General features: G+C 36.5%; 7 protein-coding genes. 2 read left to right on the forward strand and 5 right to left on the reverse strand.

Translation table 11 applies throughout. The annotated features are described in order from the left end of the window. Nucleotides 1-203: 203 nt before the first annotated feature. A complete protein-coding gene (locus ABFR62_02945) occupies nucleotides 204-1265 on the reverse strand; it encodes a branched-chain amino acid aminotransferase (GenBank protein ID MEN8137363.1) in 1062 nt (353 codons plus the stop codon). A 215-nt stretch (nucleotides 1266-1480) separates the two neighbouring features. On the opposite strand from ABFR62_02945, the gene mnmD reads away from it, so the two are divergent. Beyond that, entirely contained in the window at nucleotides 1481-2143 is a 663-nt protein-coding gene (mnmD, locus tag ABFR62_02950) for a tRNA (5-methylaminomethyl-2-thiouridine)(34)-methyltransferase MnmD (GenBank protein MEN8137364.1), read from the forward strand. A gap of 155 nt (nucleotides 2144-2298) precedes the next feature. Here mnmD and ABFR62_02955 read toward each other — a convergent pair whose 3' ends face one another. Both ABFR62_02955 and ABFR62_02960 read right to left on the reverse strand, forming a co-directional pair. Then, on the reverse strand, nucleotides 2299-5205 hold the full coding sequence (locus ABFR62_02955) for an alpha-amylase family glycosyl hydrolase (protein MEN8137365.1): 2907 nt from the start codon (nucleotides 5203-5205) through the stop codon (nucleotides 2299-2301). A 182-nt stretch (nucleotides 5206-5387) separates the two neighbouring features. Further along, nucleotides 5388-7514, reverse strand: coding sequence for an elongation factor G (locus tag ABFR62_02960; GenBank protein ID MEN8137366.1), 2127 nt, complete (start codon nucleotides 7512-7514; stop codon nucleotides 5388-5390). Between the two features lie 651 nt (nucleotides 7515-8165). On the opposite strand from ABFR62_02960, the gene purL reads away from it, so the two are divergent. Then, nucleotides 8166-11852 (forward strand): phosphoribosylformylglycinamidine synthase, encoded by a 3687-nt coding sequence (purL, locus tag ABFR62_02965; protein MEN8137367.1) that lies wholly within the window; start codon nucleotides 8166-8168, stop codon nucleotides 11850-11852. Nucleotides 11853-11940: 88 nt separating this feature from the next. Here purL and ABFR62_02970 read toward each other — a convergent pair whose 3' ends face one another. Next, nucleotides 11941-12993, reverse strand: coding sequence for an alpha/beta fold hydrolase (locus ABFR62_02970; protein ID MEN8137368.1), 1053 nt, complete (start codon nucleotides 12991-12993; stop codon nucleotides 11941-11943). Continuing rightward, the gene (locus tag ABFR62_02975; GenBank protein ID MEN8137369.1) at nucleotides 12983-13108 is read right to left on the reverse strand and encodes a hypothetical protein; all 126 of its coding nucleotides are present in this window, start codon (nucleotides 13106-13108) and stop codon (nucleotides 12983-12985) included. Before ABFR62_02975 ends, ABFR62_02970 begins: the two co-directional genes overlap by 11 nt. Nucleotides 13109-13463: the final 355 nt, after the last annotated feature.

The raw sequence follows: 13463 nt of genomic DNA on the forward strand, positions 1-13463 counted from the left end.
TCTGGAGAAGATCAGGATTTATACCAAATGAATTTCAAACTGCTCTATTAAAACCAAAGTATTTTTTGTTTTAGCAATTTATAAAAATCGTTGCATAGCCAGAGCTACGGAACTATTTTTTAAAGAAGATAAAATGAAAAAGACAAAGGTTTTACAGTGCATTTTGATGTTGATTTGGTATTATATATTTTTCAGAATTAATATTATGCTTCAACAGCAGTTACAACCTGCTTTGTCCATCCAAACTTATCTTCTCCGGTTTTTGTTTGAATTGCAAATAATTTGGCTTTTAATATTTCAGAATAGCGATCTTCTTTCTGTGTCATTTCCATTATCTGATCCTTGTACCCTATAGCGTAGATTGGGCTTACTATTGCAGCTGTACCACAACCAAAAGCTTCTTTTAATTCTCCTTTGGCGTCAGCATCAATTAATTCCTGAACAGTTATAGGTCTTACTTCAACTTCTATTCCTTCTGCACGCGCTATATCCAATAAGCTCTTTCTTGTGATACCATCAAGAATTCTTTCCGAAGTTGGAGCTGTAACTATTTTGTCACCAATTCTGAACATTACATTCATTACTCCGGCTTCTTCAACATGAGTGTGCGTGGCATCGTCTGTCCAGATAACCTGATCAAATCCTTCTTCTCTTGCTAAACGGGCTGGGTAGAACGAACCTGCATAATTACCGGCTGCCTTGGCGAAACCAACACCTCCGTTCGCTGCACGAGAATATTTATCTGCAATTTTTAATTTTACATCATTAGAAAAATATGCCCCAACCGGTGAAAGTAAGATCATAAACTTGAATTCCTCGGAAGAAGAAGCTACAATTGTTTCTTCGCTTGCAAAAATAAACGGACGAATATAAAGCGCTCTTCCGTTTCCTTTAGGGACCCATTCAGCGTCAAGTTTTAAAAGCTCCTCCAAGCCTTCGTTGAAGATTTTAGCTGGCACTCCCGGCATATCTAATCTTTCGGCAGATATGTTCAGGCGCTTCTGGTTTTCATCCGGACGAAATAACCATACCTGATCCTTTTCATCTTTATAAGCCTTCATCCCTTCAAATACAGCCTGACCATAGTGTAGTACTTTGGCTCCGGGCGACATCACTAGCGGCTCATAAGGTGTTATCCTTGAATTACTCCATTTTCCGTCTTTATAGTCAGCAACAAACATGTGATCTGTAAAGTTTGCGCCAAACGATAAGTTGTCGAAATCTACTTTCGAAATATTTGATTTATCAGCTTTTATAATTTGCATTATATTTCTTTTTGGTTCTTATCAAAATTAAGTAAAAATATCTGTATTATAGACTGTTAAGTGTAAAATACTAAAGTCGCAAAATCCTGATGCAAATTACGTTGTTTTTAATATTTATTGACTTATTTTGTGGTGAATATTTCAAATTATCAGTAATTGTATTGAAGGATTAATAAGCTGTAAGCATATTGCTTAAAGCCTAAAGTTTATAATGAATGAAGAGAGAAATAATAAAAACGGCCGATGGTTCACATACAATTTCGATTCCTGAATGGAATGAGCAATATCATTCGGTAAACGGAGCAGTTGCAGAAGCATATCACGTGTTTATTAATGCAGGGCTAAAAGAAATTGATTCAGAAAAGATTTCTATTCTTGAAATTGGATTTGGAACGGGTTTAAACTCTATCATTACTATGATAGAAGCGCAAAAATTAAATAAGGATATTTATTACCAGGGAGTAGAGGCATACCCGGTAAAGGATGAAGAAATTAAAGTTCTGAATTATATCGATGTGCTAAATGCTGAAGAATTCCGAAAATCATTTGAAGTTATGCATTCTTCTAAATGGGATGAGGAAGTTGTTTTAAACGATAGTTTTACTTTGTTGAAGCAAAACAAAACCTTTGATAAAATAGAGGATGTTAATAAGTTCGATTTAATTTATTTCGACGCGTTTGGTCCGGATGTTCAACCTGATTTATGGTCAGAGGAAATTTTTGCTAAGATGTATAAATCTCTAAAGTCAGAAGGTATTCTGGTAACTTATAGTGCCAAAGGGAGTGTTAAAAGAGCAATGAAAAGTGCTGGTTTTAGAATAGAAAGACTTCCCGGGCCTAAGGGAAAGAGAGAAATGACCAGAGCTGTGAAAGGATAAGGCTTTAGAAGAGGCTGTCTCAAAAGTGAATTTGTACACGTCATATCGACCTTGTGGAGAGATCTCAATATATTGATTTTCAATCATGAGATTTCTCGACTATCGCTCGAAATGACGAATTTTACGACTTTTGAGACAGCATCCTTCTATAAATATTATTCTACACTTATCTTTCTTGTAAACGATTCTACAGGTGTTGAAATTCTAATAAAGTAAACTCCTTCCTGACTATTAGCGTCAACCTGCCAATTTACCGTATGAGTTCCTTTTGGCTGATTGTTGAATTTGTATTGTTCTACAACCTGCCCCTGTAAATTGAAAACTTCAATTGTTACCGTGCTTTTCTCTGAAATACTGTACTTTATTGTGGCATTTCCTTTAACCGGAACCGGGTATACCGACATTGGGCTTTTAGAAGCGTTTTTATTGTAAGCTACCTCTTCTATGCTAAGCGAAATAGACTCATCCAGATTTGGAGTATCAAGTTTTTTGGTAGTGAACATTTTGTATTCACCTGCTTCCAAAGAAATGGATTGTGAAGTTGTAGAAACTTCGTATTCGCTTCCTGCAAAATAATTGTACCAGGTGCCTGTTTTTGGAAAAGTAACGGAAGTAGTTTTTGCTGTAACATCGAAATTCCCAACAATTACAACATCCATATCATTGTGCTCCAGGATTATTGATTTTAACGCTCCATTATCTACATCTAAAGTAAAGTTTGTTGTAGAGAAAGCAGCTTCGGTTTTCTTAAGCTTCATAATAGCTTTGTGAAGATTGTAAACCCTAAGTCTGTCAGCATCTTTTGTATAATCCCATTTAATTGGTTTGTTGCCAACTCTTCCGTTAAAGTCAATACTGTAATCATATCCTACTTCATCAAACTGCCAAATCATTTTAGGTCCGGGTATAGTCCAGATAAACATTGCCTGTAATTGCATACGCTCCATGTTTGTAGAGAGTTCTTTTATATTGTAACTGCCGTTTGAATTACCATATTCGCTGTTTTTATAGGCAATACGTTCTTCGTCATGTGAGCTTGAATATGCAACTAAGTGTGGTTTAGACCATCCGCGCTTAATATATGAGGCCCAGCTTAAGTCCGATTTATCGCCTTCGTTCCATCCCATAGCGGCTTCAGAGTAGTTGTGAACCATATTTCCCCATAGCATTATGCCGTGGTCTGCAAGTTCTTTTTCTTCTTGATTACCACCCAAATGTTCAAAAATAACATATGCATCATTATTTCTATTCCATATTTCATCGCTCATTCGCTTTAATATAGAAATACGTTGAGCATCGTATGCTCCTCCCCAGGTTCCATTAGGATGCTGAGTATTTGTAAAGCCTTTAGTGAAATCAAAACGAAAACCATCCACGTGATATTCTTTCATCCAAAAAGAGTTAATACTATCAACTAAAGCTTGTGTATGAATGCTCTCATGATCGAAATCTCTGCCCCAGGTAGCTTCCGGGATACTTCGTTCAGCTGTGTACCATAGGTTTTCGTCAGTAGGGATATAATCCGGAGTCATGTTAAGTTGTAGAAACGGAGATGATCCTTCTGAATGGTTTAGTACTAGATCAATTATTACTGCAATTCCTCTACTGTGCGCTTCATCAATAAATTCCTTTAGTTTATTTTTTGGACCATAGTATTTGTCAGGTGCAAAATAGAATGATGGGTTATATCCCCAACTTTCGTTCCCTTCAAACTCATTAATAGGCATTAGTTCTATGGCATTGATATTTAGTTTTTCTAAATAGTCTAATGTGTCAATTATTGATTGATATGAGTGCTTGTGTACAAAGTCTCTAACCAACAATTCGTAAATTATTAAATTACTTTTTGCCGGTTTAACAAATTCGGTGTTTTTCCAGGCGTATTCTGTTTGTCCGGTTTCGAAAACACTAACAATTCCTTCGGTTTTTCCTTTGGGATATGTTTTAAGGTTTGGGTAGGTTTCGTCAGAAATCCAACCATCATTCCACGGGTCTAATATTTTTTCTGTATATGGGTCGGCAATGATAATTTCGCCATCTACTAAATATTGAAAAGAGTATTCCTCACCCTGAGTTAAACCATCAATTGTTATCCAATATCTTGTATTTTCATCGCTTGAGTTTGCCGTGCTTCTTTTCATGGCATACTCTCCTTTTATTGCCCAGTCAGAGAAATCACCTTTTACGTAAACGAAGTTTTTGTTAGGTGCTTGAAGAACTAAAGTTACTTTGGTGTCATCACCTTCATGGTAATTTATTCCATCTCTCATTCCTGACGGTAGAGCTTCAACTACAGGTGCTGATTCTACAACAACAGAAAAGCTAATAGATTTTACTTCTGATCCGTTATTAACATCGATAGTATAAGAATTTGTTTCGCTAACAGTTTTGCTAAAATCAATTTCTTTAACACCGGCAGCTGTAGATATCTCTGTTCCTGCTTCTTTTATTGAAAAATCAGCATCTTCGGTAGAAGTAACTTTAATATTTAGTGTTTCATCGCTATTCATTTTTAATACGCCACCGTTTGCTACTATAGGGCTTACTAATTCTATTTGGAAGTTACCTACTCCAACAAAGTAGTCATCGCCGGTACAAGAACCATTTTCTGAATATTCCCATTTCGATGCTCCATTAGCTGTTCTAAAAACCAGCCCCATTTTTTTCATTGTACTTTCTTCGCCATTGGGAATCGCAAAATATGTTTTGGGTGTTAAAACAATTGTATGTGTACCATCTCCATTATTCGTAAATTTCTCCTTTTCGGTTGTTGTATTCCAGTCGTCGTTGCCGGAACCATATATCCATGGATCATCTTCAGTACCTATGCCGGCCCAGATAAACAAATCAGTAGTGCTCATGTCGTTACATGAGTTATCTGAATTGATCGTAATGGTAATTTCATCATTTACCCCAAAAGGTAAGGGTGTTATAGTAATGTCGCTTTCCGGTGTGGATTTTTTATCTATAGGTTCACCACTGCCATAACTCGGCTGTGCAATTAAGCCGCTAAATGATATGAACAGAAACGCCACTAATAAGTAATTGTATATTTTCCTCATTTCTACAATTTATTTGTGATTGTTAGATTATATTTTGGTAAATATAATAATTTATTAGTGTAATTGATACACTAACTATGTATTTTTTGTTATGGGGAGAGTATGTGTATTTTACATAAATTCAAAAAAAAACATCGGGGCTGGTTGGCTCCGATGTTTCTACTACATAAAAAAAATATAATCTATGCCTCAGCGGCTTCTTTCGATTTTTTAGCCAAATCTTCCTGTATGTTTCTGGGAACAGGTTCATACTCATAGAATTTATGCGTAAAACTGGCTCTTCCCTGAGTTAAAGATCTAAGAGAAGTAGAATAATCATACATTTCTACCAATGGGATATGTGCAGTAATAATAGAGTAGCGATTTTTTGAATCCATACCCTGAACCATTGCTCTTCTGGATTGCAAATCGGTCATAACTTCGCCCATTAATTCTTCCGGAACCTTTATTGTTAATTCTTGTATTGGTTCCATAATCTTTGGACTGGCATCGTGGAATGCTTCTTTGAAAGCGTGAGCACCTGCGATCTTAAATGAGATATCATTAGAATCAACAGGGTGCATTTTACCGTCGTAAACAATTACCCTTACATCTCTAACATATGATTCCGTAATTGGTCCTTGTTCCATTTTTTCCATTACACCTTTCATAATTGCCGGAATATAACGGCTGTCTATAACACCACCAACAATTGAGTTAATGAATACAAGTTTACCTCCCCAAGGTAATTCAATTTCTTCTTTTCCTCTAACACTATAATCTGTAGGATTGGGCATTCCTTCATAATACGGTTCAATTTCCATGTAAACTTCACCGAATTGTCCGGCACCACCACTTTGTTTTTTATGACGATAATGCGACTGAGCTTTCTTTTGAATAGTTTCGCGATATGCAATTTTAGGAGCAAAATATTCAGCCTCGATATTGAAAGTGTTTTTTAGTTTCCACAGAACTGTGTGCAGGTGTAATTCACCCTGACCGTGAACAAGTAGTTGTTTTAGTTCTTTGGCGTACTCAAATAACATTGTTGGATCTTCTGAATGAATATCTTTCAATGCATCTACCATTTTTTCTTCATCGGCTTCGTTAACTGCTTTTATTGCTTTTCTAACCAGAGGATCCGGAAACTCAAGAGGAGAGAAAACCATTTTTGACTCCTCATCCTTTAATGTATGACAAGTTTGGGTATCTTTCAGCTTTACCATTGCAGCTATATCACCACATTTTACTTCATTAACTGATTCACGTTCTTTTCCATCAATCAGGAAGAGCTTGTTTACTGTTTCTGATGTACCTGTTTGAGCATTTTTTAGAATTTGCCCAATTTTTAAAGAACCTTCTTCTACTTTGAAAAAGTTAACTTTTCCAAGGAAAGGTTCAACTAAAGTCTTGAAGACAAATAATGATGTTTTTTTCTTTGGATCATTAGCAACAAGTTCGCCATCAACTGTAGGTGTGGTATCAACATCAATAGCCGAAGGAGCAACATTATCGATGAATCCCATCATCCTTCCTGAGCCCATGTTTTTCTTTGCAGACATGACGAAAACCGGAAATAATTCGTGTTTCATCATCCCTATTTTTATTCCTTTTCTCAATTCATCTTCATCCAGATTACCTTTATCGAAATAAAGTTCCATCAATCCTTCATCATTTTCAGCAGCTTTTTCTACTAATTCGTTGTGAAGTTCATTGGCCTTATCAATTTCCGAATCCGGAATAGGAAGTTTTTCAGGTTTTCCTCCGTCAGGACCAAATTTGTACATAGTCATTTTCAAAAGGTCAATGATTGAATCAAATTTTTCTCCCTGATTTAGTGGGTATTGCATTAATACAGCACTTGATCCAAATTTATTTTGGATGGACAGCCATGAGTGATCAAAATTTGCCTGTGGATGGTCCATTTGGTTAATAGACATTATCACCGGTTTTTTGAACTGATCGATATATTCCCAAAGATTATCATTTGTCACCTCATAACCGTGTTGGGCATTCATTAACATAATGCAGGTATCAGCTACCCTCATCGAAGAAACTGTTTCTCCAATGAAATCGTATAAGCCCGGAGTGTCAATAATATTGATTTTGTAGTCGCGCCATTCTGTATGAAGAGAGGTTGCGTACACAGAGTTTCCTCTGTCTTTCTCAATTTCGTGATAGTCAGAAACCGTGTTTCCTTCTTCAACAGTCCCGCGACGCTGTAGTAAGCCTGCCTCGTAGACCATAGTCTCAGCCAGAGTTGTTTTCCCTGATTTACTACCGCCTATGAGAACGATGTTTTTGATGTTTTTAGCACTATATTCTTTCATATACTGTAAGATTTAAAGATTGAGTACTGATGTTAGAATCAATAGGGGCAAATAAAAAAACATCAGTAGAAAGGTTTTCCTGATGTCTGTAATTTAGCGAAGTGTTTATTGAGACCCCCATATTAATTACCAACAAGTTAACGAAGATTAATTCTATATAAATATATTTTTTTTGACCAAATTAAAACATGATCAACATCAGGTAAGTTAGTCAATTTTTACGTGTAATACCAGAAATAATATTATGTAGATGAGGGTAATGGACTATGTTATTTTTATTAAAAACAAAACCACCTGAAAATCAAGTGGTTTTGTAATTTTTGAATGAAGTTTGGGAAAATTCATTCTTTGGAAATTTTTGTAAAGAGAATAATGTTTTGATTTGAAATTGCTTTCCGATCAAAACATAAGCAAATTAAAGAAGATGAAAGTGATAAATAAATGACCTTTAACCGATATTAACATGATTTTTGTCTTGTGTGGCTATTTGTTATTGTTTTTTTGCGACAGATATGCGCAGGCATACAAGGAGTGTTTCCGGTAGAGTATTTTAATATGTTAAGTAATGAGGCTATTAATGGATTTGCTATGTATATTCGAGTATTTTTTTTACTTTTGCCGCTTGTTAAACACAGCTAAATAAATCGCAAGATGTTATTATTTTTCAAAGGACAAGTGAATCAATTTTATGTAGTTGATTCGAAGAATGATTTACAAAACGAAGAAATAGAAAAGCTCGTTTGGTTATTCGGTGAAGCCAAAAAAATAGAGGGGCAGGAAGTAGATGGTGTTTTTATAGGACCACGTCGCGAAATGATAACACCTTGGAGTACAAATGCCGTTGAGATTTCACAAAATATGGGAATCAGCGGCATTTTGCGTATAGAGGAGTTTTTTCTTGCAGGTGATGAGTACGACTTCGATCCTATGCTTCAGGCTATGTATAAGGGACTAAATCAGGAAACCTATACAATAGAACACGATCCGGAGCCAATTATCAATATCAAGAATATAGCCGGCTACAATAAGGTGGAAGGTTTGGCATTGAATGATGATGAGGTTGGATACCTGGAAGGTCTTGCAAAAAAACTTGGCCGTGAACTTACAGATTCTGAAGTGTTTGGGTTCTCTCAGGTTAATTCAGAGCACTGTCGTCACAAAATTTTCAACGGAACTTTTGTAATCGATGGAAAAGAAATGCCGAACTCTTTATTTAAGATGATAAAGAAAACATCTGAAGTTAATCCCAATAAAATAGTATCTGCATATAAAGATAATGTGTCGTTTGTTGAAGGTCCGAAAATTGAACAATTTGCACCTCATTCGCACGATAAAGCTGATTTCTTTGAAACTAAAGAAATTAAATCTGTTATTTCTTTGAAGGCAGAAACGCATAACTTCCCAACAACAGTAGAGCCATTCAACGGTGCTGCTACAGGTTCGGGAGGAGAAATTCGCGACCGTTTGGCAGGAGGAAAAGGTTCATTGCCATTGGCCGGAACAGCTGTTTATATGACATCATATTCCCGTTTAGAAAACGAACGTAAATGGGAAGAAGGAGTGGAAGAGCGTAAATGGCTTTACCAAACTCCTATGGATATTTTAATAAAAGCATCTGACGGAGCTTCTGATTTTGGTAACAAATTTGGTCAGCCGTTAATTTCTGGTTCGGTACTTACTTTCGAGCACGAAGAAAATGCTACACGCATGGGATTCGATAAAGTAATTATGCTTGCCGGAGGTATTGGTTTTGCTAAACATGCCGATGCTCTTAAAGGAGATCCGGAGGCCGGAGATAAGATTGTGATCTTAGGAGGTGATAACTACCGTATCGGTATGGGAGGTAGTGCTGTATCGTCAGTAGATACAGGTCATCACGAAAGTGGAATTGAGCTTAACGCTATCCAACGTTCAAATCCCGAGATGCAAAAACGTGCCATGAATGCAATTCGTGCCATGGTTGAAGCTGATGAAAATCCAATTGTGTCTATTCACGATCACGGAGCAGGAGGTCACTTAAACTCTCTTTCCGAATTGGTAGAAGAAACAGGAGGTACAATTTATACTGACAAGCTTCCTGTTGGAGATCCAACACTTTCTGATAAAGAAATCGTTGGTAACGAATCGCAGGAAAGAATGGGATTGGTTATTAAGGATGAAAATATCGATTTGTTACACAGAGTTGCAGACCGTGAGCGTTCGCCAATGTACGAAGTAGGTGAAGCTACTAACGATCACCAGTTCAAATTCGAAAATTCGAAGACAAAGGATGCACCGATCGATCTTCAGATGGAAGATATGTTTGGTAATCCTCCAAAAACTATAATGACCGATGTTGAAAAACAGGCTAAATATGAGGCTGTTTCTTATCAGAGAGGAAAACTTCACGAATATTTAGAAGCTGTTCTTCAACTTGAAGCTGTAGCTTCGAAAGACTGGCTGACAAATAAAGTAGACCGTTCGGTAACGGGTAAAGTTGCAAAACAACAAACTTGTGGTAGTTTACAGTTGCCATTAAACGATGTTGGAGTAATGGCTCTTGATTATCGAGGTAAATTTGGTGTGGCTACTGCTATAGGACATTCTCCGGTATCGGCTTTGATAGATCCTGTTGCAGGTTCGAGAAACTCAATTGCCGAGGCTCTTACAAATATTGTTTGGGCTCCGATGACAGAATCATTGAAATCTGTTTCGCTTTCGGCAAACTGGATGTGGCCTGCTAAAAACGAAGGAGAAGATGCTCGTTTGTATAAAGCAGTAGAGGCTGTTTCTAAATTTGCTATCGATTTAGGAATCAATATTCCAACGGGAAAAGATTCATTGTCGATGACTCAGAAATACGGTGATGAGAAAGTTTTTGCACCGGGAACCGTAATTATTTCGGCAGGGGCTGAGGTAAACGATATTACTAAGGTTGTAGAGCCGGTTCTTAAAACAAAAGAAGGAAACAATATTATATATGTAGATCTTGCAAACGATGCTTTCAAACTTGGAGGTTCGTCTTTTGCACAGGTTGTAAACAAACTTGGAGCTGAGACTCCAACAATTACTGATACTGATAAATTCGCTGCAGGTTTTAAAGCTATTCAGGAGTTGATTCAGGATGGTAAAATTCTAGCTGGTCACGATATTTCGGCAGGTGGTTTAATTACTGCTTTGCTGGAAATGACTTTCGCAGAGCAAAATCTTACTGCATCGGTCGATTTAACTGCTCTTGGAGAAGAGGATATTATTAAAGTTCTTTTCGCTGAAAATTCAGGATTGTTGATTCAGGTAGAGAATGGAGAGGAAGTATCTAAATTCTTAGCAGATAAAGGTGTAAATAACCATATAATAGGTGTTGCCGAAGAAGGAGAAACACTTCAGGTAATCTTAGGAGATGCCTATGAAGAATTCGACGTAGCTCATCTTAGAGATATGTGGATGAAAACTTCTTTCCTTTTAGATAGAAAACAAAGTGGAGACAAGTTAGCAACAGAGCGATTCGGAAACTATTCTGAGCAGCCTTTGGAATATAAAATGCCTGAAGGATTTACAGGTAAAATGGAAGATTACGGAATTTCTCAGGATAGAAAAGAGCGTAGCGGAATTAAAGCTGCAATTATTCGAGAGAAAGGTGTGAACGGAGACAGAGAGATGGCTTACGCAATGTACTTAGCCGGCTTTGATGTAAAAGATGTTCACATGACCGATTTGATTGCTGGTCGTGAAAACCTTGAAGATGTTAATTACATTGTGTTTGTTGGAGGGTTCTCTAACTCCGATGTACTTGGTTCGGCTAAAGGTTGGGCGGGAGCATTTAAATACAACGAAAAGGCAAAACAAGCTCTTGAAAACTTCTATAACAGAGAAGATACTTTGAGTTTGGGAGTTTGTAACGGTTGCCAGCTTATGATGGAAATGGAACTTATTAATCCTGACCACGCTGTTAAGCCTAAGATGCTTCACAATGACTCTCATAAATTTGAATCAGGATTTATTACGATGAATATTCCTGAGAACGATTCTGTGATGTTCAAGTCGCTTTCCGATACACGAATGGGTATTTGGATAGCGCATGGAGAAGGTAAATTTAATATGCCTTACGAAGAGGATAAATATAATGTCGTTGGTAAATACACCTACGATGGATATCCTGCAAACCCTAACGGATCTGACTTTGGAGCTGCAGCAGTTGCTTCAAAAGACGGACGTCACCTTGCAATGATGCCTCACCTGGAAAGAGCAATCTTCCCGTGGAACTGGGCTAAATACGACGATGCCCGCCAGGATGAGGTTTCACCATGGATTGAGGCATTTGTTAATGCACGTAAGTGGGTTGAAGAGAAAGTAAAGTAAAATACCATGTGGAAGAGACGCAATGCATCGCGTCTGCACAATATCAAAAAAATCACTCTTTCATTATAAAAATGGGAGGGTGTTTTTTTTAGTTTATATTTTTGTAAAAATCCAATATCTTACTTATTACTTCAATTCTTTGTTCATCCTTTTCAATCAGTAGTTCGTGTTGAGCATTTTTAACCAGATAACCTTTGCAGTTTTTTCCCAGTTTCTTCGCTTTATCAACGAATTGTTGATGTGCTTTAGGATCAACTATTTGTTCGTTTTCTGCCGAGAATAGAATAAACGGAGTTTGTATATTGTTGATATTGCTATTTATGTAATCGAACTGCTTACACGATTTATATACCCAATGGTAGCTTGCACCTCCTAATTTGGCATCAGGTACTTTTGCAAAAGCAGAGTTCATTCTTTTATATCTGATTTCTGAACCGGTAAGTTTGTTGTCTTTGAAAGCAACTTTATCATCGTGATATTTACTTTCTCCCATCGCATAATCATTTTTATCGAGATGAAATAATTTCACGGTAGAACAACCGGGAGGAACCAGCCCTAACATAGGTGATGAAAATGCTGCGGCAACAAAATCACCTGAATTTTGTTCTAAATATGTCATTCCAATTGCTCCACCCATTGAGTGAGCCAATAAATAAATTTTATCGTGATCGCCCTTTTTCACAATGTTATCATAAAAGAATTTCATATCATCAATATAATATTGAAAATCATCGATATATCCCATGTCTGTATTCTCTATCATTCTGCCCGACAAACCTTGTCCTCGATGATCGTGGATATAAACGGAATATCCGTTATTATATAAATCGAATATCAATTCCTTGTATTTTATAGCAGCTTCGGTTCTGCCGGCCGAAATAACTATTGCCATATCACCTGATTGTTTTTGCCTGAATGTCTTGTAATATATCTTTACGCTGTCTTTACCCTCAAAACTACCTTCTGTACCACCGTTGTAGAAATCCTCAATCCTACTCGCGTATATAGAGTCTGTTAATTGCTCTGTTGTGCTAAGATTGTATTTGTTTTCTTCCTTTTTTAATGCTTCGAAATTTACTCCACATGATGTTATTATCAGCAAGCTGACAATCGCTCCAATAAATGTTGTTTTATGTTTCATAGTATTTCATTTCAAAAGCTTCCTCTGCTTCTTTTATAATTTCCAAAGTATCAGATGCTCTATTCATTACTTTTTCAAGCTCCTTGTCTAAGTCCGGCGATTGAATATCAAACAATTCAACTTCTAAAGCACCAACCTTTTCAATTAAGCTTTGTTGTGTATTTTTTAATTCCTTCCAACTTTGTTAAAGCAGAGTTCATTGCTTTAATTCTTTTTTCCGTTTTCTCGTCTATGACAATAAGATTTTATCGGGTTATAAAAAGTTAAATTACTGAATTCTAATGTGATATTCAAATTAGAGATAGTTGAAAGTAGTTGGTTTGCAATAAACATGAGAAACTACAATTTATTGCAATACAGTTTCAATACTTTTTCTAATACCAAATGCATTTTGATATGTATTTGGTATAATCTTAAACTTCAGCGAAATTGCAGATACTATTAACGATACAAGGGTAATTATTATCAGA

This window comes from Bacteroidota bacterium (assembly GCA_039714315.1).
Lineage (GTDB): Bacteria > Bacteroidota > Bacteroidia > Flavobacteriales > JADGDT01 > JADGDT01.